The organism is Streptomyces sp. DH10 (assembly GCF_029813805.1).
In the GTDB taxonomy this organism is placed as follows: domain Bacteria; phylum Actinomycetota; class Actinomycetes; order Streptomycetales; family Streptomycetaceae; genus Streptomyces; species Streptomyces coeruleofuscus.
The window spans coordinates 23,091-49,147 of the sequence record NZ_JARVKU010000015.1; the positions used below are offsets into that span (position 1 = coordinate 23,091).

The 26,057-nt window shown below is 72.5% G+C and carries 26 protein-coding genes; 9 read left to right on the plus strand and 17 right to left on the minus strand.

Going from position 1 to position 26,057, the window contains the following annotated elements:
* Nucleotides 1-5 precede the first annotated feature (5 nt).
* Nucleotides 6-1,139, plus strand: coding sequence for an Mrp/NBP35 family ATP-binding protein (locus tag QC385_RS27685; protein WP_279544101.1), 1,134 nt, complete (start codon nucleotides 6-8; stop codon nucleotides 1,137-1,139).
* A gap of 157 nt (nucleotides 1,140-1,296) precedes the next feature.
* Here the strand turns inward: QC385_RS27685 and QC385_RS27690 are convergent, their stop codons facing one another.
* The 5 genes from QC385_RS27690 to sigE form a co-directional block, all read right to left on the minus strand.
* A complete protein-coding gene (locus QC385_RS27690; RefSeq protein WP_279544102.1) occupies nucleotides 1,297-1,968 on the minus strand; it encodes a hypothetical protein in 672 nt (223 codons plus the stop codon).
* A gap of 233 nt (nucleotides 1,969-2,201) precedes the next feature.
* Complete coding sequence (locus tag QC385_RS27695) at nucleotides 2,202-2,642, minus strand: sec-independent translocase (RefSeq protein WP_086847243.1); 441 nt, start codon at nucleotides 2,640-2,642, stop codon at nucleotides 2,202-2,204.
* Nucleotides 2,643-2,835: 193 nt separating this feature from the next.
* A complete protein-coding gene (locus QC385_RS27700) occupies nucleotides 2,836-4,689 on the minus strand; it encodes a trypsin-like peptidase domain-containing protein (RefSeq protein ID WP_279544103.1) in 1,854 nt (617 codons plus the stop codon).
* A gap of 132 nt (nucleotides 4,690-4,821) precedes the next feature.
* Nucleotides 4,822-5,871 carry an anti-sigma factor family protein gene (locus QC385_RS27705; RefSeq protein WP_279544104.1) on the minus strand — a complete coding sequence of 350 codons (1,050 nt, stop codon included), beginning with the start codon at nucleotides 5,869-5,871 and terminating at the stop codon, nucleotides 4,822-4,824.
* Nucleotides 5,868-6,638 (minus strand): RNA polymerase sigma factor SigE, encoded by a 771-nt coding sequence (sigE, locus tag QC385_RS27710; protein ID WP_279544105.1) that lies wholly within the window; start codon nucleotides 6,636-6,638, stop codon nucleotides 5,868-5,870. The genes QC385_RS27705 and sigE overlap by 4 nt, the downstream gene beginning before the upstream one ends.
* A 162-nt stretch (nucleotides 6,639-6,800) precedes the next feature.
* Here sigE and QC385_RS27715 point away from each other — a divergent pair, with 162 nt between their 5' ends.
* Nucleotides 6,801-7,499, plus strand: a complete 699-nt coding sequence (locus tag QC385_RS27715; RefSeq protein ID WP_279544276.1) for an O-methyltransferase — start codon at nucleotides 6,801-6,803, stop codon at nucleotides 7,497-7,499.
* A gap of 118 nt (nucleotides 7,500-7,617) precedes the next feature.
* Here QC385_RS27715 and QC385_RS27720 read toward each other — a convergent pair whose 3' ends face one another.
* Nucleotides 7,618-7,785 (minus strand): DUF3117 domain-containing protein, encoded by a 168-nt coding sequence (locus tag QC385_RS27720; RefSeq protein ID WP_003966491.1) that lies wholly within the window; start codon nucleotides 7,783-7,785, stop codon nucleotides 7,618-7,620.
* Nucleotides 7,786-8,170: 385 nt separating this feature from the next.
* Here QC385_RS27720 and QC385_RS27725 point away from each other — a divergent pair, with 385 nt between their 5' ends.
* On the plus strand, nucleotides 8,171-8,974 hold the full coding sequence (locus tag QC385_RS27725; protein WP_279544106.1) for an enoyl-CoA hydratase/isomerase family protein: 804 nt from the start codon (nucleotides 8,171-8,173) through the stop codon (nucleotides 8,972-8,974).
* 15 nt (nucleotides 8,975-8,989) lie between these two features.
* On the opposite strand, the gene QC385_RS27730 is transcribed toward QC385_RS27725, so the two are convergent.
* Nucleotides 8,990-9,571 (minus strand): DNA-3-methyladenine glycosylase I, encoded by a 582-nt coding sequence (locus tag QC385_RS27730; protein WP_279544107.1) that lies wholly within the window; start codon nucleotides 9,569-9,571, stop codon nucleotides 8,990-8,992.
* Nucleotides 9,568-9,969 (minus strand): DivIVA domain-containing protein, encoded by a 402-nt coding sequence (locus QC385_RS44340; protein WP_388062954.1) that lies wholly within the window; start codon nucleotides 9,967-9,969, stop codon nucleotides 9,568-9,570. The genes QC385_RS27730 and QC385_RS44340 overlap by 4 nt, the downstream gene beginning before the upstream one ends.
* 135 nt (nucleotides 9,970-10,104) lie before the next feature.
* Here QC385_RS44340 and folP point away from each other — a divergent pair, with 135 nt between their 5' ends.
* Nucleotides 10,105-10,965 carry a dihydropteroate synthase gene (gene folP / locus QC385_RS27740; RefSeq protein ID WP_279544108.1) on the plus strand — a complete coding sequence of 287 codons (861 nt, stop codon included), beginning with the start codon at nucleotides 10,105-10,107 and terminating at the stop codon, nucleotides 10,963-10,965.
* A gap of 122 nt (nucleotides 10,966-11,087) precedes the next feature.
* Here the strand turns inward: folP and QC385_RS27745 are convergent, their stop codons facing one another.
* Together QC385_RS27745 and dapE are read right to left on the minus strand one after the other, a co-directional pair.
* Nucleotides 11,088-11,846 (minus strand): TIGR00730 family Rossman fold protein, encoded by a 759-nt coding sequence (locus tag QC385_RS27745; protein WP_279544109.1) that lies wholly within the window; start codon nucleotides 11,844-11,846, stop codon nucleotides 11,088-11,090.
* Between the two features lie 118 nt (nucleotides 11,847-11,964).
* Nucleotides 11,965-13,044 (minus strand): succinyl-diaminopimelate desuccinylase, encoded by a 1,080-nt coding sequence (gene dapE, locus QC385_RS27750; protein ID WP_279544110.1) that lies wholly within the window; start codon nucleotides 13,042-13,044, stop codon nucleotides 11,965-11,967.
* Between the two features lie 84 nt (nucleotides 13,045-13,128).
* On the opposite strand from dapE, the gene QC385_RS27755 reads away from it, so the two are divergent.
* Together QC385_RS27755 and QC385_RS27760 are read left to right on the plus strand one after the other, a co-directional pair.
* Nucleotides 13,129-14,106 carry a heavy metal transporter gene (locus QC385_RS27755; RefSeq protein ID WP_279544111.1) on the plus strand — a complete coding sequence of 326 codons (978 nt, stop codon included), beginning with the start codon at nucleotides 13,129-13,131 and terminating at the stop codon, nucleotides 14,104-14,106.
* A gap of 346 nt (nucleotides 14,107-14,452) precedes the next feature.
* Complete coding sequence (locus QC385_RS27760) at nucleotides 14,453-14,899, plus strand: ATP-binding protein (protein ID WP_279544112.1); 447 nt, start codon at nucleotides 14,453-14,455, stop codon at nucleotides 14,897-14,899.
* 162 nt (nucleotides 14,900-15,061) lie between these two features.
* On the opposite strand, the gene QC385_RS27765 is transcribed toward QC385_RS27760, so the two are convergent.
* Together QC385_RS27765 and fdxA are read right to left on the minus strand one after the other, a co-directional pair.
* Nucleotides 15,062-16,153 (minus strand): bifunctional succinyldiaminopimelate transaminase/glutamate-prephenate aminotransferase, encoded by a 1,092-nt coding sequence (locus tag QC385_RS27765; protein WP_279544113.1) that lies wholly within the window; start codon nucleotides 16,151-16,153, stop codon nucleotides 15,062-15,064.
* Nucleotides 16,154-16,280: 127 nt separating this feature from the next.
* Nucleotides 16,281-16,598, minus strand: coding sequence for a ferredoxin (gene fdxA, locus QC385_RS27770; protein ID WP_010047804.1), 318 nt, complete (start codon nucleotides 16,596-16,598; stop codon nucleotides 16,281-16,283).
* Nucleotides 16,599-16,738: 140 nt separating this feature from the next.
* Here fdxA and QC385_RS27775 point away from each other — a divergent pair, with 140 nt between their 5' ends.
* Both QC385_RS27775 and QC385_RS27780 read left to right on the plus strand, forming a co-directional pair.
* A complete protein-coding gene (locus QC385_RS27775; protein WP_279544116.1) occupies nucleotides 16,739-17,752 on the plus strand; it encodes a GNAT family N-acetyltransferase in 1,014 nt (337 codons plus the stop codon).
* A 30-nt stretch (nucleotides 17,753-17,782) separates the two neighbouring features.
* On the plus strand, nucleotides 17,783-18,634 hold the full coding sequence (locus tag QC385_RS27780) for a transglutaminase-like domain-containing protein (RefSeq protein ID WP_279544117.1): 852 nt from the start codon (nucleotides 17,783-17,785) through the stop codon (nucleotides 18,632-18,634).
* Nucleotides 18,635-18,802: 168 nt separating this feature from the next.
* Here the strand turns inward: QC385_RS27780 and QC385_RS27785 are convergent, their stop codons facing one another.
* From QC385_RS27785 to QC385_RS27800, 4 genes are all read right to left on the minus strand, one after another.
* On the minus strand, nucleotides 18,803-21,484 hold the full coding sequence (locus QC385_RS27785) for a hypothetical protein (protein WP_279544118.1): 2,682 nt from the start codon (nucleotides 21,482-21,484) through the stop codon (nucleotides 18,803-18,805).
* A gap of 156 nt (nucleotides 21,485-21,640) precedes the next feature.
* On the minus strand, nucleotides 21,641-22,051 hold the full coding sequence (locus QC385_RS27790) for a DUF6113 family protein (RefSeq protein ID WP_150482852.1): 411 nt from the start codon (nucleotides 22,049-22,051) through the stop codon (nucleotides 21,641-21,643).
* The gene (mshB, locus tag QC385_RS27795) at nucleotides 22,048-22,908 is read right to left on the minus strand and encodes an N-acetyl-1-D-myo-inositol-2-amino-2-deoxy-alpha-D-glucopyranoside deacetylase (RefSeq protein WP_279544120.1); all 861 of its coding nucleotides are present in this window, start codon (nucleotides 22,906-22,908) and stop codon (nucleotides 22,048-22,050) included. The genes QC385_RS27790 and mshB overlap by 4 nt, the downstream gene beginning before the upstream one ends.
* 62 nt (nucleotides 22,909-22,970) lie before the next feature.
* The gene (locus QC385_RS27800) at nucleotides 22,971-23,165 is read right to left on the minus strand and encodes a hypothetical protein (protein WP_030842840.1); all 195 of its coding nucleotides are present in this window, start codon (nucleotides 23,163-23,165) and stop codon (nucleotides 22,971-22,973) included.
* A 176-nt stretch (nucleotides 23,166-23,341) separates the two neighbouring features.
* Between QC385_RS27800 and QC385_RS27805 the strand changes: the two genes are divergently transcribed.
* A complete protein-coding gene (locus QC385_RS27805) occupies nucleotides 23,342-25,465 on the plus strand; it encodes a S9 family peptidase (protein ID WP_279544121.1) in 2,124 nt (707 codons plus the stop codon).
* Nucleotides 25,466-25,586: 121 nt separating this feature from the next.
* Here the strand turns inward: QC385_RS27805 and QC385_RS27810 are convergent, their stop codons facing one another.
* Complete coding sequence (locus QC385_RS27810; protein ID WP_279544122.1) at nucleotides 25,587-25,997, minus strand: VOC family protein; 411 nt, start codon at nucleotides 25,995-25,997, stop codon at nucleotides 25,587-25,589.
* Nucleotides 25,998-26,057 lie beyond the last annotated feature (60 nt).

Genomic DNA, 26,057 nt, shown 5'->3' on the forward strand with positions numbered 1-26,057 from the left:
ACCCTATGGCTACGGAAGACGCGGTGCGCGAGGCACTGGCGACGGTGAACGACCCCGAGATCCACAAGCCCATCACCGAACTCGGGATGGTCAAATCCGTGGAGATCGGCGCGGACGGGGCGGTCGCGGTCACCGTGTACCTCACGGTCTCGGGCTGCCCGATGCGGGACACGATCACGCAGCGCGTGACCGAGGCGGTCTCCGCCGTGGAGGGCGTCACCCGCGTCGACGTCACGCTCGACGTGATGAGCGACGAGCAGCGCCGCGAGCTGGCGTCCGCCCTGCGCGGCGGCCAGACCGAGCGCGAGGTCCCCTTCGCCAAGCCGGGGAGCCTGACCCGCGTCTACGCGGTCGCCTCCGGCAAGGGCGGCGTGGGCAAGTCCTCGGTGACGGTGAACCTGGCGGCGGCGATGGCGGCCGACGGCCTCAAGGTCGGTGTCGTGGACGCCGACATCTACGGCCACAGCGTGCCTCGCATGCTGGGCGCCGACGGCCGGCCCACCCAGGTCGAGAACATGATCATGCCGCCGTCGGCGAACGGCGTGAAGGTCATCTCCATCGGCATGTTCACGCCGGGCAACGCCCCGGTCGTCTGGCGCGGCCCGATGCTCCACCGCGCCCTCCAGCAGTTCCTGGCGGACGTGTACTGGGGCGACCTGGACGTCCTCCTGCTGGACCTGCCGCCCGGCACGGGCGACATCGCGATCTCCGTGGCCCAGCTGGTCCCGAACGCCGAGATCCTGGTCGTCACGACCCCGCAGCAGGCCGCTGCCGAGGTCGCCGAGCGCGCCGGCTCCATCGCGGTGCAGACCCACCAGAAGATCGTCGGCGTGGTCGAGAACATGTCCGGCCTGCCCTGCCCGCACTGCGGCGAGATGGTCGACGTCTTCGGCACGGGCGGCGGCCAGGCGGTCGCCGACGGCCTGACCCGCACGACCGGCACGAACGTCCCGGTCCTCGGCAGCATCCCCATCGACGTCCGCCTCCGCGAGGGCGGCGACGAGGGCAAGCCGGTGGTCCTGACGGACCCGGACTCCCCGGCGGGCTCGGCCCTGCGGTCGATCGCGGGGAAGCTGGGAGGCCGCCAGCGGGGCCTGTCGGGCCTGTCCCTGGGGATCACTCCGCGGAACAAGTTCTGATCGCTGCGCCGCTGAGGGCAACGCCTTCAGGGGCGCGGGACTGTATCGACATGCGGCTCCGCCGCGTGGGCGCGAGCAACCACATCGCACCCGCGGCCGCCCACATGGCCAAGGCCCTACGGCGAAGGGGCGCCGAAACCAACCGGCGCCCCACAACTCACTCGTACGCGGCGATGTCCTTGACCACGGCGAAGCCGAGCCCGTACGCACTCATGCCACGGCCGTACGCGCCCACGTGGACACCCGCCGAAGTCGACCCGGCCAGCACCCACCCGAACTCCGACTCCCGGTAGTGGAACGCCGTCGGCACCCCGTCCACCGGCAGCGACAGCGTCGACCAGTCGGAGCCGTCCAGGTCATCCGCCAGCACCCACGCCGTCTCCGTCTGCTGTTCCAGCCAGTCGTCCCGCAGGGAGTGGTCCATCTGCCCGGGCCAGGTGAAGGACAGCAGCCCCACACCCGCGAGCCACGCCGCCGAGGACACCGACGTCGCCTCCAGCAGCCCCGTGCCGTCCGCACTGCGCCGTGAGGGACTCGCCGCCACGGTCACCACGACCGCGAACTTCTCCTTGGCCTCCTGATCACCCCCGGCGGCATGCTCGTTGCGCACCGAGGGCTCGTCGCCGTGCCCGATCGACCCGTGTTCCACGGCTCCGTCGGCCGTCGTACCGACCTGCATCAGCCAGCGCGGCCCCGTGAACGCCTCGTCGAGGCCGTACCACGGGAAGGGCGCGCGCAGGTAGCCGTCGACCGTACGCCGTGCGGAGGGGACCTCTTGTCCGCCCTCCCCGGCCGGCGCCTGTGCGACTGCCCGACTCGTCGTCTCCATATGCCCGGACGCCTCCTCGCTCTCGTCGGGCCGGAACGGCCCGCCCCCCTTCGGGCGGCGTTGCTGGTCCAGTACGGCCCGCCCATCAACTCGGCAGCATAGCCACACCGCTGCGAGCGGCTGGGAAACCGCCCGGCGCATGGGCCGCACGGGCGCCTCGTTCAGGCCCTGTGCAGCCCGACCGGAGTATGAAACGCGTCACGCGCCGGGGGGCGTGCGCCCCGGCGTGTCGCTCAGGTGGCGTCCGCGTCGAAGGGCGGCCGGTCGTCCCGGTCAGGGAGCTCGGGCTTCTTCGTCATGTCGATACGGCCGCCGGACGAGCCGGAGGACGACGAGGAGGACGTGTCGGAGTCACGGCCGTGGACGGCGTCGGTGACCTCGGCCATCTCCTTCTTCAGGTCGAAGCCGTTGCGGATCTCCTTGAGCCCCAGGTCCTCGTTGTCCAGCTGCTTGCGGATGAACGTCTTGGGGTTGAGGTCCTCGAACTCGAAGTCCTTGAACTCCGGGCCCAGTTCCTCCCGGATGTCGTGCTTGGCGCTCTCCGAGAACTCACGGATCTTCCGGATCGTGCGCGTCACGTCCTGGATGACCTTGGGGAGCTTGTCCGGACCGAAAACGAGCACGGCAAGGACGATGATCGTCACCAGCTCGAGTGGTCCTATGTCATTGAACACCTGAAGCTCCTTGCGATGTCCTCGGTCCTCGGCCCTCAGTGGTCATGGGGGTCTTGCCGTGGTCCGGGCCGGATCCACGGTACCCGGCGATCCTGTCCGACCGGTACTGTCCCGAGCGCTCCGAGTGCGGGGAGTGGGAGCGCTTTCCCGGATGTTCGCCCCTTTCGCCCCTGTACGTCCCGGACATCACGACTCAGCTGCCGCCGGAGGATCCGAGGACGAGCGACACCGTCCGCTCCTTGCCGGCGCGCTCCACGGTCAGCTCCAGCCGGTCGCCGGGGCGGTGAGCACGGGTCTTGACGATCAGCTCCTCGCCGGAGTGGACGCGCTGCCCGTCGACCTCCGTGATGACGTCGCCCGCCTTGATGCCGGCCTTGGCGCCCGGGCCGCCCACGGTCACCGGGGGTCCGCCCTCGCTGCCCTCGGCGGCGACGCGGGCGCCGTCGCCCGTGTAGTCCATGTCGAGGGTGATGCCGATCACCGGGTGGGTCGCCTTCCCGGTGTTGATCAGTTCCTCGGCGACACGCTTGCCCTGGTTGATGGGTATGGCGAAACCGAGGCCTATCGAGCCGGACTGGCCGCTGTCCGGCTCGGAGCCGCTGCCCGCCGACCGGATGGCGGAGTTGATGCCGATGACCCGGGCCTCGGCGTCGAGCAGGGGACCGCCGGAGTTGCCGGGGTTGATGGGCGCGTCGGTCTGGAGCGCGTCGACGTACGACACGTCGCTGCCGTCACCCTTCTCGCCGCCCGCCGTGATGGGCCGCTGCTTCGCGCTGATGATGCCGGAGGTGACGGTGCCGGCCAGGTCGAAGGGCGCGCCGATGGCCACCACCGGGTCGCCGACCTGCACGTTGTCCGAGTTGCCGAGGGGCAGCGGGGTGAGCCCGCGCACGCCCTTCACCTTCACGACGGCGAGGTCGTAGCCGCTGTCCCGGCCGACGAGCTCGGCCTCGGCGGTCTCCCCGCCGTTGAAGGTCACCGTGATCTCACCGGTGGATCCGGCGGACTGCACGACGTGGTTGTTGGTGAGGATGTGCCCTCGGGTGTCGAGCACGAAGCCGGTGCCCGTGCCCTGCTCGCCGGAGCCGCTCACGTGCAGGGTGACCACGCTGGGCAGGGCCCGCCGGGCGATCCCCGCCACACTGTCCGCGTCCCGCCCGGTGGACTCCTTCCCGGCCTGCGGCAGCTCGAGGGTCCCGACGCCGCCGTTCCGCTCCAGATACGTCCCTATGGCGCCACCGACGCCACCGGACACGAGCGCGAGCAGCACGGCGGCACCGACCAGCGCCTTCCTGCCCCGCCGGCGCCGCTGCTCCGTGCTGGGCACCCCGGCCCCGTTCTGCTGGAGAGGGCCGTGGCCGCCTGGAGCCACGAAGGCTGCCCAGGGGTCGTAGCGCTGCCAGGGATCGGGGGCGGGGGCCGCGGGCCGGGCGTCGGCGTGGACGGCCGCGGCGGGCACCGGCGTGGGGGCGCTGGGGGGCGGCAGGGGCGCGGCCGGCCCGGGGACGCCGACAGGCGCGGCCGGTGTCCCCTGCGGCGGCGGAACGGGCGTGCCGGGCATGGCAGGCCGGTCCGCCGTCGTCACGCCGTGCGCCGGTGTCGCCGCCGGATGCTGCACCGGCGGCGCGGGCGCCCAGGGGCCGGGTTCACCGTAGGGCGGGGTGCTGTACGGGTCGGGATCGTGCAGGGGCTTGGGGGCACCGTCGGCCGGCACGGCGGAGGTGGCCTTCCCGGCCTCCGTCGCGCTCCCGGCGGGTCCGCCCTGGGCCGGCACGGCGGACGTGGCGGTAACGCGGTCCTCGGCGCCCTTGGGCATCCCCGCAGGCACCCCGGCGGGCTCGCCGTCGGCCGGTACCGGCTCGGGGCGCCTCAGCTCGTAGTCGCCACCGTCGCCGGCCTGCCGCGCGGCGGGCCGCGCCAGCTCGAAGTCACCTTCGGTGTCAGCCAAGTCCCCCGGGGCCGGCCCCGCACTCTCCGGCTCCCCCGACAGGCCCTGCGGCCGAGGACGGCTCCACCACTTGGCCTTCGTGGGCTTCCCCTCGTTCATGCTCTCCCCACAGCCGCGGCACGGCTCGACGGCGGTAGCCGCAGTTCGTCGAATCGGCGCCACGGCCACGCCTCGGCCGCGGGCGCCACCCCCGGATTCAATCAGGTCCGCTCGCCGCCGCGCAGCGGCCGGTCAGCGGGCCGTGCGGGAGGAGGCGGGAGGAGAGGGGGACGAGGTCGTGTCCGGGAGGGGCACGGCGAACAGGGGCGCCGCGATCTCGGGGACCGTGGACCACGAGCTCAGGGCGGCCGGCGGGGCCGCCTGGAGCGGACCTATCAGCGGGGACATGGCGGCGGCACCGGCCATCACCGGGGCGGCCAGCGCGTGGACGGCGTGCTGCCCAGCGGCGGAAGGCGGCATCCCCGGCAGCAGGGGGGCGGACACCTCGGTCGGGGCGACCGGGGTGCGGCCGAGCACGCTCTGGCCGTGCACCTGCCCGAGCAGCGGCCCCGTACCGCGGCGCCGCTGGGATTCGGGCTGCGTCGCGGCGCCCGTGCCCTGTGTGCGCATCGGTGTCACGTTGCTCCCCGTGCCGGAGCCGCCGCGGGCCTCCGTGTCGGTCGGGGTGCCGGTGGTGACGCCGCCGAGCGCGAGCGCGGCCAGGGAGACGGCTCCGGCGGCCGCGAAGGCGAACCGCAGCCGCGAGGAGGATCTCTCGGGCTCGTGCCGGCCGACGTCGTGGATACGGAAGCCCCGGCTGCCCGCCGGAAGGCCGCGGCCGTCGGACGGCAGGCCTCGGTCACCCGAGGGAAGGCCCTGGCCTCCCGCGGAAGACGGCAGCACGGGGACGTGCGGCCGGGCGGGGACGTACCCGAACTCGAGCCGGCCGCCGCGCTTGGCTCCGAAGGCCCCGGACGGTCCGAACCGTCCGGGCAGTCCGCCGGGCAGCCCTGCCCCGCCCGGCGGTGTGGCATCACCGTCCGGGCCGCCGCCCGCGGGTAGTCCCTGCAGGCGGGCCAGGAAACTCTCGGACGGTGGCGGCGGAGCCGCCTCCGCGAAGACGTTCTTCAGCCGGCGCTGGGCGTCCACCTCCGCCTTGCACTTCGGGCAGGTGGCCACGTGCGCCAGTACGCGCTCACGCGCGTCATGACCGAGCTCTCCGTCGACCAGGGCGGAGAGTCGGTCTCCCAGGTGCTGCTCTGCGAGGTGTCCCTCGGAAGCTTTCGGCCGTGATCCGCTCACGCGCTCGTGCCCCCTCCTCCCAGTGCGGGAACACGGGGCACGAAGGAGCGGCGCTCGGCGCGCGCCTCCGGGGAGCGGTGCGCGAGGGCCTTGCGCAGCTGGGAACGGCCCCGGTGGATGCGCGACCGGACCGTGCCGAGCTTGACGCCGAGGGTCGCGGCGATCTCCTCGTACGACAGTCCCTCGATGTCGCACAGGACGACCGCGGCGCGGAACTCGGGGGCGAGGGTGTCGAGGGCCTGCTGGACGTCGGCGTCGAAGTGCGCGTCGTTGAAGACCTGCTGCGGCGAGGGCTCCTTGCTGGGCAGCCGCTCGGCCGCGTCCTCGCCGAGGGCGTCGAAGCGGATGCGCTGCTTGCGGCGGACCATGTCCAGGAACAGGTTCGTCGTGATGCGGTGCAGCCAGCCCTCGAAGGTGCCCGGCGTGTACGTCGACAGGGAACGGAAGACACGGACGAAGACCTCCTGCGTGAGGTCCTCGGCGTCGTGCTGGTTGCCGGTCAGGCGGTAGGCGAGCCGGTAGACCCGGCCGCTGTGCGTGCTGACGATCTCCTCCCACGTGGGCGGAGTCCACGCCTGCCCGTCCGCGTCGGTGGTGAAGGTCGCGGTCTGGGCGAAGTCAGCGGCGTGGCTGTGGTCAGCAGTGTCGTTCACGGATGTCGGCCTGCCCGCCGATGTGAAGAAGCGCCGGAGCACTCCTCCCCTATCCACAGGCGCAGCCGCACCTCCCCTGTCAGCTCTGGTGGTGTCCAGTGGAGCCCCTACCATAGCCACCTCGCCCGTTAGGACCGGATAAGCGGTTTTACGAGAATTTGATCTGGGCTGATACGCCTCGTACTGCTGCGTCGGCACTTGCTCGGCGCCTCGATCCACTGCCTGCCCCCCGTCACGAACCGCGCCACTCGCTCATCCCCTTAAACGACCGGTCCCATCTGCGGGTTCCCGGGCCCAACGGATACAGTCACGCCCAGGCATTCACGGGGACAGGAGAGGGTCATTACCGGCAACCGGCAGACGAGCTGGGCGTTCGCCGACGCCTATGTCGCCGAGGACGACGCGCTGCGCTGGGCCCGCGACCGGGCCCGTGAGGCGGGTCTGCGCTCGGTGTCGCCCGGCACGGGCGCCGCGCTGCGGTTGCTGGCCGCCTCCGTCGACGCCAAGGCCGTCGCGGAGATCGGGACCGGCTGCGGTGTCTCCGGCATCCACCTCCTGCACGGTATGCGCCCGGACGGTGTTCTGACCACCGTGGATCCCGAGCCGGAGCACCAGCAGTTCGCCCGCCAGGCCTTCCGCGCCTCCGGCTTCGCCAGCAACCGGGCCCGCTTCATCCCGGGCCGCGCCCTGGACGTGCTGCCGCGCCTCGCGGACGCCGGCTACGACCTCGTCTTCTGCGACGGCGATCGCCTGGAGGTCATGGACTACCTCGCTGAATCGTTGCGGCTTTTGCGCGCCGGCGGACTGGTCGTCTTCGAGGGCGCCTTCGCGAACGGCCGGACGGTGGACTCCGGTCCGCAGCCCACCGAGGTGCTGCGGCTGCGCGAACTGCTGCGCGCGGTGCGCGAGAGCCAGGAGCTGGTGCCGTCCCTGCTGCCGGTGGGCGACGGACTGCTGTGCGCGGTGAAACGGTAGCCGGGCAGCACGTTAGCCGGGCCGGACCCGGGGCAGGCGAAAGACATCGGTGAGAAAACAGCCGCCCCGGCACCTCAAATGATGCCGGGGCAGCTGAAAGGGTATGGTCGCTTGCGCGTCAGCCGACGACCTTCTTGAGGGCATCGCCCAGGGCGTCGGCCTCGTCCGGGGTCAGCTCGACGACGAGCCGACCGCCGCCTTCGAGCGGAACGCGCATGACGATGCCCCGCCCCTCCTTGGTCACCTCGAGCGGGCCGTCACCCGTCCGCGGCTTCATGGCCGCCATGCTCGTTCCCCTTCCTGAAACCCAGCTCATCGTCAAGGCCGACGGACCCCTGAAGAAGGGCACAGTGCGGTCCTTGAGGCAGGACACGCGACACCGGCATCGAACACATTGCTTCCAAGCCATTATCCCGCATCTCAGGACCCGATGACCAACATCAGTCGGCATCGCTTGGGCAACGCACGCGAGCAAAACCACTCAATTCGGCGATGTGACTGCGATACTCCGCCACCGCGCACACTTCCGCCGAACGGATCCGGACGAGAATTCTTTGACGCAGGTCACATGTCCGGTCCGATCACCTGTCCGCGATCTCCGTCATGCTGTCCTCAGACCCGGGACGTACCGACCGGTACGTCCCCGAGCGGCGACACGGAGGGGATACCCCATGGCCGACACCGTGCTCTACGAGGTGAGCGACGGACTCGCGACGATCACGCTCAACCGCCCGGAGGCGATGAACGCGCTGAACGTGGCGGCCAAGGTCGCCCTGCGGGAGGCGGTCAGGTCCGCGGCGGACGACACCGCCGTACGGGCGGTGCTGCTGACCGCCGCCGGTGACCGGGCGTTCTGCGTCGGGCAGGACCTCAAGGAGCACATCGGGCTGCTGGCCGAGGACCGGGAGACCGGTTCCGGGCAGACCATGAGCACGGTGCGGGAGCACTACAACCCGATCGTGCGGGCGCTGACCGAGGCCGCGAAGCCGGTCGTCGCCGCCGTGAACGGGGTGGCGGCCGGGGCGGGCTTCGGCTTCGCGCTCGCGGCGGACTACCGGATCGTGGCGGACACGGCCGCGTTCAACACCTCGTTCGCCGGGGTGGCGCTGACCGCCGACTCGGGGGTCTCCTGGACGCTGCCGCGCGTGATCGGCCCCGGGCGGGCGGCCGACCTGCTGCTCTTCCCGAGGAGCATCGGCGCGCAGGAGGCGTACGAGCTCGGCATCGCCAACCGGCTGGTGCCGGCCGGCGAGCTGCGCGCGGAGGCCGAGAAGGTGGCGCGGGCGCTGGCCGGGGGGCCGACGGTGGCGTACGCGGCGCTGAAGGAGTCGATGGCCTACGGGCTGACGCACTCCCTGGAGGAGACGCTGGAGAAGGAGGACGAGCTCCAGACCCGGGCGGGCTCCTCCGAGGACCACGCGATCGCGGTGCAGGCCTTCGTCAACAAGGAGAAGCCGCGGTATCTGGGGCGCTGACCCGCTGCGACGGCATCAGCGACGCGCGACGCAGGCCTGAAGGTGGTCGTCGACCAGTCCGCAGGCCTGCATCAGCGCGTACGCCGTCGTCGGGCCGACGAAGCGCAGGCCTCGCTTCTTCAGCGCCTTGGACAGGGCCGTCGACTCGGGTGTGACGGCCGGGACGTCGGAGAGCGCCTTCGGGACCGGGCGGGTGCCCGGCTCGGAGGCGTGCGACCAGATCAGTTCGTCCAGTTCGCCCGGGGCCCACTCGGCCAGGACGCGCGCGTTGGCGAGCGTCGCGTCGATCTTGGCGCGGTTGCGGATGATTCCGGCGTCGGCCAGGAGGCGCTCGCGGTCCTCGTCGGTGAAGGCGGCCACCGAAGCGATCTTGAAGTCGGCGAAGGCGGCGCGGAAGCCGGAGCGGCGGCGCAGGATCGTGATCCAGGACAGGCCCGACTGGAAGGCCTCCAGGCTGAGGCGCTCGAAGAGCGCGTCGTCGCCGTGGACCGGGCGGCCCCACTCCTCGTCGTGATACGCCACGTACTCCGGGGCGGACAGGGCCCAGGGGCAGCGCAGCGCGCCGTCCGGGCCGGCGAGGGCGGCGCCGTCGCTCATGGCCTGTCCTCCTGGCCCGGGGCGGGCTTGTCCATGGACACGTGGTTCTCCGCGGGGGTGTGGTTCTCCCTGGAGACCGGGCCGTGGCCGACGGCCGCCCGGGCGCCCGCCAGGGCCGACTCCAGGTCGGCGATGCGGGCGTCACGCTCGGCGAGCTCGGCGCCGAGGCGGCTGAGGGCGTCGTCCACGTCCGCCATGCGGTAGCCGCGGGCGGCGAGCGGGAAGCGGAGGCTCTCCACGTCGGCACGGTCGACCGGGCGGTCCGGGGGCAGCGGGTCCCGCAGCCGCTCGGGGGCGGCCTCGGGCAGCGGGCCGTTCTCGCCGCCGCCCACCACGGCGAGGGTCACCGCGGCGACCACGACGGCTAGCGCGACGACCAGGAACAGGAACATAACCATCGCGGAGCCCCCACGGTCGGATGTGTCGGTGTCTTCGGACACGCATGGTGTCAGGCTCCGATCGTGCCACGTCACTCTGACAGTTAGGGTCGCAGGCGGCGGAAGACGGGGACGTATCAGGAAAGGTCACAGCGGATGCTCAGGCTGGGCAGGCGGGAATTCGGGCCGCACGAGCCGGTGATCATGGCGATCGTGAACCGGACCCCGGACTCCTTCTACGACCGGGGCGCGACCTTCCGCGACGAGCCCGCCCTCGCGCGCGTGGAACAGGCGGTGGCCGAGGGAGCCGCGATCATCGACATCGGCGGCGTCAAGGCCGGGCCGGGCGAGGAGGTCACGGCCGAGGAGGAGGCCCGGCGGACGGTCGGCTTCGTCGCGGAGGTGCGGCGGCGGTTCCCGGACGTGATCATCAGTGTCGACACGTGGCGGGCCGAGGTCGGGGCGGCCGTGTGCGAGGCCGGGGCGGACCTGCTGAACGACGCGTGGGGCGGGGTGGACCCGGGGCTCGCCGAGGTCGCCGCGCGGTACGGCGTGGGCTTGGTGTGCACGCACGCGGGGGGCGCGGAGCCGCGGACCCGCCCGCATCGGGTGGAGTACGACGACGTCATGGCCGACATCCTGGACGTGACGGTCGGGCTGGCCGAGCGGGCGCTGGCGCTGGGCGTGCCGAGGGAGTCGATCATGATCGACCCCGGGCACGACTTCGGGAAGAACACGCGGCACAGTCTGGAGGCCACCCGGCGGCTGGGCGAGATGGTCGCCACGGGGTGGCCGGTGCTGGTGTCCTTGTCCAACAAGGACTTCGTGGGGGAGACGCTGGATCGGCCCGTGAAGGAGCGGGTGGTGGGGACGTTGGCTACGACCGCGGTGTCCGCGTGGCTCGGGGCGCAGGTGTACCGGGTGCACGAGGTCGCGGAGACGCGGCAGGTGCTGGAGATGGTGGGGGCGATTGCGGGGCATCGGGGTCCTGCCGTCGCGCGGCGCGGGTTGGCCTAGCCGAGGTACCAGGGGGTTCCGCCCCCTGGCCCCCCGGCCTATGCCCACCCGCCACCCGAATCACTCGGACAAGAACCCCGGCTCGCCCGGCCGAAGCGGTCGACCAGAACCCCGGCTCGGCCCTACCTGCCCGCTTCCTTCGACACCAGTGCCACCGCCTCGTCCACGTCGTCCGTCACGTGGAACAGCAGGAGGTCCTTCTCCGCGGCCTTGCCCTGGGCGATGACCGTGTGGCGGAGCCAGTCGAGGAGGCCGCCCCAGTACTCGCTGCCGAAGAGGACGATCGGGAAGCGGGTGACCTTCTGCGTCTGGACGAGGGTGAGTGCCTCGAAGAGTTCGTCGAGGGTGCCGAGGCCGCCGGGCAGGACGACGAAGCCCTGGGCGTACTTGACGAACATCATCTTCCGGACGAAGAAGTAGCGGAAGTTCAGGCCGATGTCGACGTACGGGTTCAGGCCCTGCTCGAACGGCAGCTCGATACCGAGGCCGACCGAGATGCCCTTGGCCTCCAGGGCACCCTTGTTCGCCGCCTCCATCGCGCCCGGGCCGCCGCCCGTGATGACCGCGAAGCCCGCGTCCACCAAGCCCCGGCCCAGCCGGACACCCGCCTCGTACTCGGGTGAGTCCGCCGGAGTCCGGGCCGAGCCGAACACGCTGATCGCGGGCGGGAGTTCGGCGAGCGCACCGAAGCCCTCGATGAACTCCGACTGGATGCGCAGCACGCGCCAGGGGTCGGTGTGCACCCAGTCGGACGGGGCGCGCTCGTCCAGCAGCCGCTGGTCGGTGGTGCTGGCCTGCACCTGCCCCCGCCGCCGGAGGACCGGACCCAGGCGCTGTTCCTCCGGCGGCTGCTTCTTCCCCTCGGGGTTGCCGGTCGCCATGTGCGCTCCCTCCGTCGTGCCGGTCGTTCCGCCTCAGCGTAGATCTACGCGGGTTACGAACGAGGGACGTGAGCATGTCCGCGATCGAGCGCCGTAAACACGACGGCGTTCCGGCCGGTCAGGCCGTCAGCCAGGTCCGCAGGCGCTCCTCGCCCGCGAGGACCTTCGCGACCTCGACGCGCTCGTCCCGCTTGTGCGCCAAGTGGGGGTTGCCCGGGCCGTAGTTGACCGCGGGGACGCCCAGGGCCGAGAAGCGGGACACGTCCGTCCAGCCGTACTTCGGCATCGGGGTGCCGCCCACCGCCTCGATGAACGCCTTCGCCGCCGGGTGGGACAGGCCCGGCATCGCGGCCGAGCTGTGGTCGACCACCTCGAACTCGTCCACGCCGCAGTCCGCGAAGACGTCCCGGACGTGGGCCACGGCCTCCTCGGGCGTGCGGTCGGGCGCGTAGCGGAAGTTGACGGTGACGACGCACTCGTCGGGAATGACGTTGCCGGCCACTCCCCCGGTGACGCCCACCGCGTTCAGGCCCTCGCGGTACTCCAGGCCGTCGATCACCGGCCGGCGCGGCTCGTAGGAGGCCAGGCGGGCCAGGACCGGGGCGGCCGCGTGGATCGCGTTGGAGCCCATCCAGCCGCGCGCCGAGTGGGCCCGCTCGCCCTTGGTCTTCAGCAGCACCCGCAGCGTGCCCTGGCAGCCGCCCTCGACCTGGCCGTCCGACGGTTCCAGGAGGACCGCGAAGTCGCCCTGGAGCCATTCGGGGTGCGCCTCGGAGACGTGCTTGAGGCCGTTCAGCTCCGCGGCGACCTCCTCGTTGTCGTAGAAGACGAAGGTCAGGTCGCGGTTGGGAGCCGGGACCGTGGCCGCGATGCGCAGCTGGACCGCGACGCCCGACTTCATGTCGCACGTGCCGCAGCCCCACAGCACGCCGTCCTCGTCGAGCCGGGAGGGGACGTTGTCCGCGATCGGGACGGTGTCGATGTGACCGGCCAGGATCACCCGCTCCGGACGGCCCAGGTCCGTCCGCGCCACGACGTTGTTGCCGAACCGCTCGACCGTCAGGTGGGGCAGCGCGCGCAGCGCGGTCTCGATCGCGTCCGCGAGCGGCTTCTCGGTGCCGCTCTCGGAACGGAAGTCGACGAGCCGGGCGGTGAGCTCTGCGGCGTCCAGCGAGAGGTCAAGAGAGGTGTCGGCCATGCCGTCGACCCTAACGCGCCAGGCCCGTGCACACTGTCCACACCCGGCACAAGGCACTCCGTACTCTCCAGTACCTTGTACCGCGTGCCAGAGCCGTCCTCTCCCCCCAAACGTCGCGGCCGCCTCTTCCGATGCGGGTCCGCGTTCGTGATCCTGCTCGCGATCGCCGGTTACCTCGTGGTGCAGTACGTCACCGGAGGCACGGGCGAACCGGGCTGCAAAGTCGTCTCCGGCAAGGGCGACGGGGCGTCGTACGAGTTCACGCCCGAGCAGGCGGTGAACGCGGCGACGATCGCCGCCGTGGGTGACGGACGCGGCCTGCCCGAGCGGGCCGTGACCATCGCGCTGGCGACCGCGCTCCAGGAGTCGGCCCTGCGCAACATCAACCACGGCGACCGGGACTCGCTCGGCCTGTTTCAGCAGCGGCCCTCGCAGGGCTGGGGCACGCCGAAGGAGATCATGGACCCGACGTACTCGGCCGGCGAGTTCTACGACCACCTGGTCAAGGTGCCCGGCTACACGCGGCTGCCGCTCACGGTCGCCGCGCAGCGCGTGCAGCGCAGCGGCTTCCCGCAGGCCTACGCCAAGCACGAGCCGGACGCGGCGCTGCTCGCCGCCGCGCTCACCGGGCAGTCCGCGGCCACGCTGACCTGCGAGGGCCGCCCGGCCGCGACCCGGGCGACGGGCCCGGACGGGGTGCGTGCGGCGCTCGTGCGGGACTTCGGGCGCGATGTGCTGGCGCCGGCCGGTGCGGAGGTGGGCGCGGCGGCCACGCCGACGCCGTCCCCGAGCGCTACGGGCGGGTCAGCCGGGCGGACGGTGACGCTGCCGGTGACCGACGGGACGAGTTCCGCCGGCGGACGGAGCGTGGAGCAGCGGGGCTGGCAGCTGGCGCACTGGGCCGTGGCCAACGCCTCCGAGCTGCACATCGCACGCGTCACGTACGCGGGGCGGGAGTGGGTCGCCGGGAACACCGCCAGCGAGTGGCGGGACGCCGCGGCGAAGGGCACGGCTGGTGCGGAGCGGGACCCGGACGCCGTCCGTATCGTGACGATGGGCTAGATCGCGCAGGGGTGCGGGGCTTCACCCCTGGGGGTCACCCGTACGGCGTGGTGGCGGCGGGGTGCGCGGGTTTTCGCGTCCTCGGTCCGGAAACCACGCGAACCCTTGGGAGCAAAGGGCCGGAAGGATTCGGCGGGCTTTCCGGCGGGAACCTCTTTGCCCGTTTTTATCCGCAGGCGATAATGCGACGCATTACCAACTCTTTACGTTGCGGCGCCGCAACCTTCGCGGGCTTCGAGCGGTAGTCACTGCGTCCGAGCCGGGGAGATCAACAGCCAGTCGATCAACTCCCGGACCCGGCCGGACACTTCACAACCTCACCGTTCTCTCCCGACGAAGGAGCACCATGTCCCTCCCCCTGACCCGCCGGATCGCCCGTGCCGCGTTGATCGTCGCGGCGGGAGCGGCTGCCGGGGTCGGTGCGGCCGGCTCCGCCAGCGCGGCCCCCGAGCTGCCGGCCACCCCGAACCTCGGCGGACTGACCGCCCTGGACGGGGCGAACGTCGGCAACACCGTCGACGGCGCGGCGCAGAACGTCACCAAGTCCGCGGGTGACACCGGCAGCAAGACCGTCAAGAAGGCGGTGCCGGACGCGGGCAAGACCAGCGGCAAGGCGGTCAAGAAGACCACGCCGGTCGCGCAGAAGGCCGCCGGTGACGCGGCGGGCTCGGCCGGGCAGCTCGTCGGTGACGCGGCCGGTTCCGCGCAGGGCGGCGTGCCGACGGACTCCCTGACGAAGGGCGGCGTGCCGTCCGCCGACTCGCTGCCGGTCAAGGGTCTGCCGGTCGGCTGACGCCGGGTCGTAGCCGCCGAGGGGTCCAGGGAGTTTCCCTGGACCCCTCGGTCTGTGTGTGCAGGTCGGTGCGGCTGGAGCGTCTTGGCCGGTGCTCGGCGCTGGTGGCTGTGCCCACCCGTTCCGCCCCAGCGGAACGACTGCCCACAGCCTGGCCGGCCGTTACAGGCGTCGTACCGCCGCTGCCACCCGCTCGTCCGTCGCCGTCAGGGCGACGCGGACGAACTCGGCGCCCGCCGGGCCGTAGAAGTCGCCGGGGGCGACCAGGATGCCCCGTTCGGCCAGGTGGGCCACCGTGTCCCAGCAGGACTCGCCCCTCGTGACCCACAGGTAGAGGCTGGCCTCGCTGTGCTCGATGCGGAAGCCGTGGGCGAGGAGGGCCTCGCGCAGGAGGGCGCGGCGGGCGGCGTAGCGCTCGCGCTGGACGCGGACGTGGTCGTCGTCGCCGAGGGCAGCGATCACCGCGGCCTGGGTCGGTGCCGACGTCATCATGCCGCCGTGCTTGCGGATCTCCAGGAGGGGAGCCAGGACCGCGGGGTCGCCGGCCAGGAACGCCGCCCGGTAGCCGGCCAGGTTCGAGCGCTTGGAGAGGCTGTGGACCGCGACGATGCCCTCGTACGAGCCGCCGTTGACGTCCGGGTGCAGCACCGAGACCGGCTCGGCCTCCCAGCCCAGCTCCAGGTAGCACTCGTCGGAGAAGAGCAGGACGCCGTGCTCGCGGGCCCAGGCGACGATCCGGGTGAGCTCCGCCTTCGACAGGACCTTGCCCGTCGGGTTGGACGGGGAGTTCAGCCAGAGGAGCTTCAGGCCCTCGGGGTCCAGCTCCGTCGGGTCGTCGTAGACCTCGTACTCGGCGCGGGCCAGTCGGGCGCCCACCTCGTACGTCGGGTAGGCCAGGCGCGGGTGGGCCACCCGGTCGCCGGGGCCGAGGCCCAGCTGGGTCGGGAGCCAGGCGACGAGTTCCTTGGAACCGACGATCGGCAGGACGTGGCGGTGGGTGACGCCCCGGGCGCCGAGGCGGCGCTCGACCCAGCCGGTGATCGCGTCGCGCAGCTCGGGCGTGCCCCAGACGGTCGGGTAGCCCGGGGAGTCCGCCGCGGCGACCAGCGCCTTCTGGATCAGCTCGGGGACCGGGTCGACCGGGGTGCCGACCGACAGGTCCACGATGCCGTCCGGATGGGCGGCGGCCGTGGCCTTGAACGGCGTCAGCTTGTCCCAGGGGAAAGTGGGGAGACGGTCGGAGACTGCGGACACGGTTTCTGGCTCACTTTCTGGTACGGACGAGCCGTCGCGGCAAACGCCTCGGCCCCGCACGGCGACCAGGGCGTGATCAGGCCGTACGGGACCGAGGCGGCACGGATGTGCGGGCCGCTCGCGGTGACTATGCCTGCGGCGGCAGCGCGGCGATGAAGGGGTGGTCGCGCTCGATCAGCCCCAGCTTGCTGGCTCCGCCGGGCGAGCCGAGCTCGTCGAAGAACTCGACGTTCGCCTTGTAGTAGTCCTTCCACTCCTCCGGAGTGTCGTCCTCGTAGAAGATCGCCTCGACCGGGCAGACCGGCTCACAGGCACCACAGTCGACGCATTCGTCCGGGTGGATGTACAAGGACCTGGAGCCCTCGTAGATGCAGTCGACCGGGCACTCCTCGATGCACGCCTTGTCCTTGACGTCGACACAAGGCTGCGCGATGACGTAGGTCACGCTGTCGTTCCTCCTCGATAGGGCGCTGGCGGGCCTCCTCAGGCTCCGCCGCCTGGCGCGCGGGAGCGCGGCGTCGTCGATGCCCGCCTCTAGTATCTCCGTTCCTGGGCATGATCCGAACAGGAGGGGTGAACTGACCAGTGGAAATCTCTGCCGCCGGGCGACTCGAGGTCCGTATCACCGCTGCTGACGTGGGCAAACGGGTCTCCGTACGGAGCATGATCGAACATGCGGCTCCGGGTGAGAAGTTCACCGACACGGTCGGAGTTCTCACATCATGGGACAAAGGTGTGTTGCTGATCACACGCAAGGGCGGCGAGAGCGTCCGCATCGCGGAATCCACGCTGGTCGCGGGCAAGGTCGTGCCCGCCGCTCCGGCGCGTCGCCGCGGTCCGGCCGCCTCCTACGAGGAGCTGGCCCGGGTCGCCGCGCGGGCCTGGCGGCCCGTGGAGAGCGAGCGGCTCGGGGACTGGGAGCTGAGGGCCGCGTCCGGGTTCACGCGCCGGGCGAATTCCGTGCTGCCGCTCGGTGACCCGGGCGTGTCCCTGGACGAGGCTCTCGACGCCGTCCGGCGGTGGTACGGCGAGCGCGGCCTGCCCGCCTACGTCCAGACCGCGACCGGTGCCGAGGGCACGCAGGAGCTGCTGTGCGCGGAGCTGGAGGCGCGGGGCTGGGTGCGGGAGGTGACCGCCGGGATGTGGGTCGGGCCGCTGGCGCCGGTGGCCGACCTCGCCGAGCCGTCGGGGGTGGCGCTGTCCCGGGAGGCCGACGAGGCGTGGCTGGCCCGGTACCAGCGCAAGGGCGTGAGCGAGGTCGCGCTGCGCGTGCTGGGGGGAGGGCCTTCGGTGTGGTTCGTGACCGTGCCCGGTTCGGAGGGGGCCGCTCCGGCCGCCATCGGGCGATGTGTCGTCGACGGGCGCTGGGCCGGGTTCGCCGCCGTCGAGGTCGATCCGGATCTGCGGCGGCAGGGGCTGGGCACGGCCGTGATGGCGGCGCTGGCCCGGCGGGCACTCGACGAGGGCGCGTCGGCCGCGTGGCTCCAGGTCGAGGACGAGAATGAGGGAGCGCGGGCGTTGTACGCCGGAATGGGTTTCGCCGCGCACCACGCCTACCACCACTACCGGGAGCCGGACGACCGCGACTCCGGCCGGTAACCGATCGTCGTGAGAGGGCACGAGCCAGCTATGCGTCCCCCGTATCCCCCGCCCCCCGAGCGTTCCGCCGAGCTGCGGCGGCGGTTCGCCGAAGAAGCCCGGTCCGAGCGGCCCGATCTGTCGACGCTGTGCCTGCTGGTGGGCGCGGAGGCGGACGGCGCGCTGGACGAGGCGGGCCTGGACACCGCGCAGGTCGAGCTGGACCGGCTGGCCGGGCTGCTGCCGTACCGCCCCGGGGGGCCGCGGGCATGGGCGGTCGCCTTGCGGGAGCTGCTCGGGGACCGGATGGGCTTCCACGGCAGTCCGGCCGACTACCAGCGTCTGGAGTCGTCGCTGCTGCACGAGGTGCTGGTGCGGCGCCGCGGGCTGCCGATCCTGCTGTCCGTGGTGTGGATGGAGGTGGCCCGGCGGGCCGGGGCGCCGGTGTACGGGGTGGCTCTGCCGGGGCATTTCGTGGTCGGCTTCGGGCCTGACGAGGGGCAGGTGCTGGCCGATCCGTTCGACGGGGGGCGGGTGCTGACGGGGGCGGACGCCGAGATGCTGGTCGCCGGGGCGATCGGCACGCACCTTGACCCGTCGATGCTGCGGCCGGCCGATCCACTGGATGTCGTACTGCGGATCCTCAACAACGTGCGGGCGTGGGCGGCGGCGCGGCCGGAGCGGTCGGACGTGGCGTTGTGGGCGGTCGAGTTGTCGTTGTTGCTGCCCTCGCATCCGGCTCGGCTGCGGTACGAGCGGGCGCAGTTGCTGGTGGGGCGGGGGGATTTCCTGGGCGGAGCCGTGGAGTTGGAGGCCTACGCGGAAGTGGTGGGGGCGGTGGACGAGGGGGCCGCTGAGCGGGTGCGGGGGGAGGCTCACGCGGCCCGGGCGATGCTCAACTGACGCCTTCGCGCCGTGGAGCTTTGCGTCGTCGGGCGGGTACGGGTGTGTTGTGGCTGGTCGCGCAGTTCCCCGCGCCCTGAGATGACTATTGTCATGCCTCTCGGGTGACAGCGACGAAAGCCCCCGCCCGGAGTGGGCGGGGGCTTCGTGCGGCCGGGCGGCCGGAGGTCAGTTCGGCTTGGTGTCGATGACTCCGACGCGCTCCGCCGGCGTCTTGCCGCGCAGGGCCTTGCGCAGCGCGCTGACGACGTCCTGTGGCGTGACGTCCCGCTTGCCGCTGGCGCCCTCGATCTGCACGCCCTGGAAGGTGGTGCCGTACGCCTCCCGGAGCGCCTTGAGGTCGTACGTGTCCACCAGCTTGCCGTCGACGGCCTTGAAACCGAGGATCTTCGGCAGGGACACGGGGCCGAAGTCGATGCTGTGCGCCGCGTCCGTGCGAACGGTGGCGAGGTCGGACATCGCGGGCTGCGCGAACTCCTTCAGCATCCGGTCGACCTCGGCGTTCGAGACCGTCGGCTGCCGGGTGGTGGTCGGGAGGTTCACCGTGCCGGCCGTGCCGGTCTCCACCTGGGAGCGGTATGCCTCCTCCACCGCCGCCGTCGACTTGGCGACGTCGATGCCCTTGCCCACCTTGCCGTACACGGGGACGGCCTTGCCGCCCTCGAACTTGATGGTGCCGTCGCTCGCCGAGCCGGAGCCGCCCGCGGCGTCCTCCAGGGAGGCGTGCAGCTTCTCCTCGTCGACGGGCATGACGGGCTTGACGACCCGGTGGCTGCCGAACAGCGAGCTGATCACGGAGACCGGGTTGTAGTCGCTCTTCGCCGCCGAGTCGGCCGTGGCGTCCATGTCGAACTGGAGGCCCGCGTTGTCCGGGTCGAGGGAGACGGTCTTGCCGTCCACCGACAGCTTCAGCGGCTTGCCCACGCGGTCGTCGAAGGCGTCGTCGAGCTTCTTGACCGCCCCGTCACGGGTCGTGCCGCCGATGTCGACGCCGAGCACGGAGGTGCCCTTGGGCACGTCGGTGCGGTTCATCAGCAGGCCGGCGCCGTAGACGCCACCGGCGGCCACCACCACGGCGGCGGCAAGCAGCACGAGCTTGTTGCGCCCCTTCTTCTTCGGCGCCTTCGAGGAGCTCGCCGGGGGCGGGGAGACCGGCTCGGGCAGCTTCGGGGCCGTGTGGGGCGCCGGGCCGTCGCCGGGCGCGCCCGGGCCGAACGGCGAGGCCGCGCCGGGCGGTACGACCGGGATGCCGCTGGTGACGGTGTGGCCGGAGACGTTGTCGTGCCGGGGACCGTAGCCCTGGCCGTCCGGCGGCTCCGGGGCCGGCTTCTGCGGGGTGAGGATCGCGGTGTCGTCGCTCATCCCGCCGCCGGGGCCGTGGCCGGTGGGGGCGGCAGCGCCGGGAGCGCCGCCGAGGGGGCCGGGGCCACCGGGACCCGAAGGGGTGCCGGGGCCGCCAGGAGCGCCGGGCTTGCCCTTACCACCGGGGCCTCCGGGACCTGCGGGGTTGGCCGCACTGGCGGGTCCGCCCGTGCCGGCGGGGCCGCCTATGGCTCCGGGACCGGCAGGTCCGCCGGGGCCTCCCGGCCGGCCGGGGTCGTTGAAGGCGCCGGGGCCGCCCTGATCGTTGAAGCTGCCGGGGCCGCCGGAGCGGCCGCGCTCGTTGAAACCGCCGGGAGCGCCAGGGCCGCCAGGCTCGCTGAAGGCGCCCGGGCCGCCGGAGCGACCAGGCTCGCTGAAGCCGCCAGGCCCGCCGGGGCCACCGGGCTCGTTGAACGCGCCGGGGCCACCGGGACCACCAGGAGCACCCGGCTCATCGAAAGCGCCGGGCCCGCCGGGACCGCCCTGTTCGTTGAAGCCGCCCGGTCCGCCGGGGCCGCCCGCCGGAGGGATCATCGGGCCGTCCCCGGTGACCGGACCGCCGGTCGGGCCGACCGGGCCCTGTATGCCGGGGTCACCCGCGTCGCCGAGGCCGCCGGCCGCGCCCTGGCCGCCGTAGCCGCCCTGACCGTTCTGGCCCCCGAGGCGGTCGTTCTCCGAGAAGTACGGCAGGTCGTCGCGGCGCGTCTCGCCGCCGTCAGTGCCCGGGCCGGGACGCGAGCCGTTGCCGAGCGGGCCCGCCGCCAGGGCCTCGGTGACGTCGAAGGAGCCCGTGCCGCCGCCGTGCCCGGGCGCGACGGGGCCGCCGGTCGCGCCGCCGGGGAGCCCCGCGCCGTTCGTGCCGCCGGACCGGGATCCGCCCGGCCTGCTCATGGAACCGACCACGCCTCCGGGCCGCCCGGCACCGGAGCCGCCCGCGGCGGGGCCGCGCGAGCCGGTGCCGGCGGCACCCGGGCCACCCGCACCGGAACCACCCGACGCCGGACCCGAACCGCCCGGCAGACCGGCCCCGTTGGTGGAGCCGCTCCCCTGACCGGGCTTGCCCGAGCCGGACTTGCGGGGCGCGAACCAGTCGCTGGTCGGCTTGTCATCGCCGGACTGGGCGGACTGGCCGGGCTCGGCCGGAGACTCGACGGTGCCGGTGCCCCCGGGCGTGGCGGTGCCCGGAGCCGTCGCGTCGTTGCCCGCGCCGGCGCCCGAACCGGTACCGGTGTCACCGGAGCCCGCCGCGTCCGCGACGGGCTTGCGCACCACCACGGGCGGAATGGGCCGTGACCCGGGGATGTTGATCCGGATCCGGGTCGTCAGCGTGGTCTCGGTCTTGCGTTCCTCCGGCCGCGTGGCCGAACGGCCCGCTTCCGTACCGCTGTCGGAGACCGCCGGGATCCCGTACGGCGGCGTGCCCGACGGGTAGGCGGCTCCGCCGCGCCCGTTGGGCCCGGAGGACGGAGTGTCAGTTTCACGACTCAAGGCAGGTTCTCCCGGTTGGCTCCGCCGCCCGACACAACCTCACGCGGGCAGCTCGGCGGCGCGCACCACCATACTGGCCACTTCTCACCCGTATCTCAGGACCGCTGGGGAAAGTCACACCGGACCCCCACGGGCGCGTCCTGGCGAAGTGGTACGTCACTTCCCAAGTCGGACGGGGTCCCCGTCCGGTTGCCGCCTCGGAGCGAGGGTGGCGCAGATCACAGCTACTCCGATGCCCCCGAGCAGGAAGAGATAGGAGCCGGCGCCCGCCGCGAAGAGGAAGTCGCCCTCCGGGCGGCTGGCGGTGAGCAGGACGACGGCGAGCATCCAGCCGGCGGCCGCCGCGACGCCCCCGGACCGACCGCGGGTGACGCGCGCGGCGCCGAGGACGAGCCCGGCCTCTCCGGCGAGGGCGAGCAGCAGTCCGCCCGGGAACCACCCGGGCTGCACCAGCGCCCCGGCCGCGCCGACCACGGCCCCGAGCAGGAAGAACCCGGCACAGGCGGTGATCCGTCCGGCGGAGGGCGGCCGCATCGGCTGGGCGAGCATCGGGCTCCGGTCGCTCATGAGATCTCCTCGACACCGGCGAACAGGTCCGTCTCCCGCTCGCCGGATCCCCGCTCGCCCCGCACCAGCTCGTAGTACTCGGTCGTGAGGATCGGCTGGGCGAGTTCGTTGGAGAGGACGAAGTACGGCCCGGACACGGTGATCTGGGTGGCGTGGGCGCGCATCGCGGCGGCCTTGGCGGCGGCGTGCGCGGTGCCGTCGACGGCGGTGGTGATCCGCTCGTCGGCCACGACGCCCGGTACGTCGGCGACGTCGGCCGCCTTGGCGAAGGGGAGGCCGGGCAGGTCCTCCCGGAGCCGCGCGAAGGACTGCTCCACAACGGACCGGGGGGCCCGGTTCCAGTAGACCTTCGGGATCGGCCGGCCGGCCTCGGCGGACAGCTCGGCGGCCCGCATGGCGACGCGGTGGGCCTGGATGTGGTCGGGGTGGCCGTAGCCGCCGTTGTCGTCGTAGGTGACGAGGACCTGGGGGCGTACCTCCCGGATCACCTCGAGGAGGTGTGCGGCGGCCTCGTCGACGTCGGCCTGCCAGAAGCAGGCGGGGTCGTCGTTGTCGGGCAGGCCCATCATCCCGGAGTCGCTGTAGCGTCCGGCGCCGCCCAGCAGGCGGAAGTCATGGACGCCGAGCTCGGCCATGGCGGCGGTGAGCTCCCGGCGGCGGTGCTGGCCCAGGGCGGGGCCGGTCAGGTGCGCCAGCTCCGGCGGGATGACCTCGCCGCGTTCGCCGAGGGTGCAGGTGACCAGGGTGACGTGGGCACCCTCGGCCGCGTACCTGGCCATGGTCGCGCCGTTGTTGATCGACTCGTCGTCCGGGTGCGCGTGCACCAGCAGCAGACGCCGGTCGGGCAGTTCCGTCATGGAGCCCACCCTACGAGGTCTCACGACCCCGCCCTACGAGGCCGTACGCGCTGACCGGGAGGTCAGAACTTGATGCTGCCGATCATGCCCGCGATGTTCGTCGTCAGCTCGTTGATCGTGGGAGCCACGGTCGAGGAGGCGAGGTAGAAGCCGAGCAGCATGCAGACGATCGCATGCCCCGCCTTCAGTCCCGACTTCTTGATCAGCAAGAAGACGATGATCGCCAGCAGCACCACCGCCGAAATCGAGAGTGCCACGGCGGCTCACCTCCAAAGATCCACGAGGGCAGGGGGGTCGGACTATGGGGGCATCAAATCCGTACAGCAGCCAGCAGGTTCATACCCACTATGCGACATTGATCATAACTATCCGTCCGTGCGCATCGATCGGCGCACGGCCGCACAAGGGGGCGCATGGCCAATATGGTCAGGGCATGACGACCGAGCCTGACTCCTTCCCCCGACGGCACGCCCGTACCCAGCGCTTCACGCTCGGCGCGCCGCGTTCGTTCACCGTGGCGCCCGACGGTTCGCGTGTCGTGTTCCTGCGCTCCGGTTCCGGTACGGACCGGGCGAACTCGCTGTGGGTCCTCGACATGGAGGAGGGCGGGGAGCGCGTGGCAGCGGACCCGCGCGCCCTGCTGGGCGGCGCCTCGGAGGACCTCTCGCCCGAGGAACGCGCCCGGCGTGAACGCAGCCGGGAGGGTGGCGCCGGCATCGTCGGGTACGCCACCGACGCGGCCGTCGAGTTGGCCTCTTTCGCCTTGTCAGGGCGGCTCTTCACGGCTGAGCTGCGGGCCGGGACGGCGCGTGGTCTGACCACGCCCGGGCCGGTGATCGACCCGCGTCCGTCGCCCGACGGGCGGTATGTCGCCTACGTCGCGCGGGGCGAGCTGCGGGTCGTGGGCGCGGAGGGGGACGACGACCGGGCGCTCGCCGAGCCGGAGTCGGAGAATGTCTCATATGGACTGGCCGAGTTCATCGCGGCCGAGGAGATGGGGCGGTCGCGCGGCTTCTGGTGGGCCCCGGAGTCGGACCGGCTGCTCGTGGCGCGCGCGGACGACACGCCGGTGGACCGGTGGTGGATCTCCGATCCCGCCCATCCGGAACGCGAGCCGCAGCGGGTGGCGTATCCGGCGGCGGGCACCGGCAACGCGGACGTACGGCTGTTCGTGATCGGCCTGGACGGCGTGCGCACGGAGGTCGCCTGGGACCGGGCGCGGTACCCGTATCTGGCGCGTGTGCACTGGTCAGCGGCGGGCGCGCCGCTGCTGCTCGTACAGGCGCGCGACCAGCGCAGCCAGCTGATTCTCGCGGTGGACCCGGAGTCGGGCGCGACCCGGATGGTGCACGCCGATGAAGATCGAACATGGCTTGATCTTTTCCCCGGGGTGCCGTGCTGGAGCCCGGCCGGGCAGCTGGTGCGGATCGCGGACGAGGGCGGTGCGCGGGTGCTGGCGGTCGGGGACCGGCCGCTCACGGGAGCGCAGTTGCACATGCGGGCCGTGCTGGACGTCTCCGACGACGACGTGCTGGTCTCCGCGTCGGCGGGCGAGGAGGCCGCCGAGGCGGAGACGGGCCAGGTGCATGTGTACCGGGTGAACGAGCTGGGCGTGGAGCGGGTGTCGCAGGAGCCTGGCGTGCACTCGGCGGCGCGGGCCGGGGACGTGACGGTTCTGGTCTCGGCGACGCTGGACCGGCCAGGTACGCGGGTGCGGGTACTGCGCGACGGGAAACCGACGGCTGTTGTCCCTTCCTATGCCGAAGATCCAGGTATGTCCCCCCGCGTGACGCTCACCGAAGGGGGCGCACGCCGCATCCCGTGCGCCGTGCTTATGCCTCGGGACTACGCCGGTGACACCCCCCTCCCGGTGCTCATGGACCCGTACGGCGGGCCGCACGGGCAGCGGGTCTTCGCGGCCCACAACCCGCATCTCACGTCGCAGTGGTTCGCGGACCAGGGATTCGCGGTGGTCGTCGCGGACGGCCGGGGCACCCCGGGCCGCTCCCCCGCCTGGGAAAAGGGAATCCACCACGACTTCACGCTGTCGCTGGACGACCAGGTGGAGGCCCTGGAGGACCTCGCGAAGAGGTTTCCGCTGGATCTGTCGCGGGTGGCGATCCGCGGCTGGTCCTTCGGCGGCTGGCTGGCCGGCCTCGCGGTGCTGCGCCGGCCGGACGTCTTCCACGCGGGAATCGCGGGCGCGCCGGTGACGGACTGGCACCTGTACGACACGCACTACACGGAGCGCTACCTGGGGAACCCGGCCGAGCACCCGGACGCGTACGCGAAGAGCTCCCTCGTCACGGCGGACGGCCTGTCCTCCCCCGCCGAGCCGCACCGCCCGCTGATGATCGTGCACGGCCTCGCCGACGACAACGTGGTCGTCGCCCACGCCCTGCGCCTGTCCTCGGCCCTCCTGGCCGCCGGCCGCCCGCACGAGGTGCTGCCACTGTCCGGGGTCACCCACATCACCCCACAGGAACAGGTCGCGGAGAACCTGCTGCTGCTCCAGGTCGACTTCCTGAAGCGGTCCCTGGGGATCACCGGCGCCTGAACATGCAACGGGCCGGGGCGACATGGCGCGCCCCGGCCCGTTTACGGCACCCGCACGGCCGTACGCTGTTCAGCCTGACGCGTCCGTATATCGGGACCGGGTCGGCTAAGTTGCCTGCGTGTTAACGCGGTTCGTGGGGGTTTGCGGGTACTTCGGCGGCCACCAGCTCGACCTCGAACCCGTCCGTGTTGGCGAGGTAGGCGGCGTAGTGCCCGAGGCCTCCGGCGTGGGGGTAGCGGTCGGGGAACAGGGGCTCCCAGCCGTGTGCCGGGCCTTCGTGAGCCAGCTCGTCGACCGCGGCCGGTGTCCCGGCGTGGAACGCCAGGTGGTTGAGGCCAGGCCGCGTGCGGTCGTGCTCGGCGGCACGCATCGCCGGTGACTGCTCCACGACGAGGTACACCGGGCCGAACCGCCAGCTACGGCCGAGCTCCCACTCCCGGTATGGCTCGTAGCCGAGGCGGCCCAGGAGCCAGCCCCACTCGCGGGTCGCTCTGGGAAGGTCGGGGACCCAGAGTTCGATGTGATGCAGCAATCCAGATCCTCGAACGCCGGTTCCCGGCGCCTTCGGCAAGAAGGGCCGGGAACCGGAGGG

Coding starts and splice junctions, on each gene's coding strand:
- QC385_RS27690 (WP_279544102.1), bottom strand. CDS start 1,968: ATGGAGACGACGAGTCGGGCAGTCGCACAGGCGCCGGCCGGGGAGGGC.
- QC385_RS27780 (WP_279544117.1), top strand. CDS start 17,783: ATGCGTCCCCCGTATCCCCCGCCCCCCGAGCGTTCCGCCGAGCTGCGG.
- sigE (WP_279544105.1), bottom strand. CDS start 6,638: ATGGTAGGGGCTCCACTGGACACCACCAGAGCTGACAGGGGAGGTGCG.
- QC385_RS27805 (WP_279544121.1), top strand. CDS start 23,342: ATGACGACCGAGCCTGACTCCTTCCCCCGACGGCACGCCCGTACCCAG.
- QC385_RS27760 (WP_279544112.1), top strand. CDS start 14,453: ATGTCCCTCCCCCTGACCCGCCGGATCGCCCGTGCCGCGTTGATCGTC.
- mshB (WP_279544120.1), bottom strand. CDS start 22,908: ATGACGGAACTGCCCGACCGGCGTCTGCTGCTGGTGCACGCGCACCCG.
- QC385_RS27730 (WP_279544107.1), bottom strand. CDS start 9,571: ATGAGCGACGGCGCCGCCCTCGCCGGCCCGGACGGCGCGCTGCGCTGC.
- QC385_RS27790 (WP_150482852.1), bottom strand. CDS start 22,051: ATGAGCGACCGGAGCCCGATGCTCGCCCAGCCGATGCGGCCGCCCTCC.
- QC385_RS27720 (WP_003966491.1), bottom strand. CDS start 7,785: ATGGCGGCCATGAAGCCGCGGACGGGTGACGGCCCGCTCGAGGTGACC.
- dapE (WP_279544110.1), bottom strand. CDS start 13,044: ATGGCCGACACCTCTCTTGACCTCTCGCTGGACGCCGCAGAGCTCACC.
- QC385_RS44340 (WP_388062954.1), bottom strand. CDS start 9,969: ATGGTTATGTTCCTGTTCCTGGTCGTCGCGCTAGCCGTCGTGGTCGCC.
- QC385_RS27685 (WP_279544101.1), top strand. CDS start 6: ATGGCTACGGAAGACGCGGTGCGCGAGGCACTGGCGACGGTGAACGAC.
- QC385_RS27700 (WP_279544103.1), bottom strand. CDS start 4,689: ATGAACGAGGGGAAGCCCACGAAGGCCAAGTGGTGGAGCCGTCCTCGG.
- QC385_RS27745 (WP_279544109.1), bottom strand. CDS start 11,846: ATGGCGACCGGCAACCCCGAGGGGAAGAAGCAGCCGCCGGAGGAACAG.
- QC385_RS27725 (WP_279544106.1), top strand. CDS start 8,171: ATGGCCGACACCGTGCTCTACGAGGTGAGCGACGGACTCGCGACGATC.
- folP (WP_279544108.1), top strand. CDS start 10,105: ATGCTCAGGCTGGGCAGGCGGGAATTCGGGCCGCACGAGCCGGTGATC.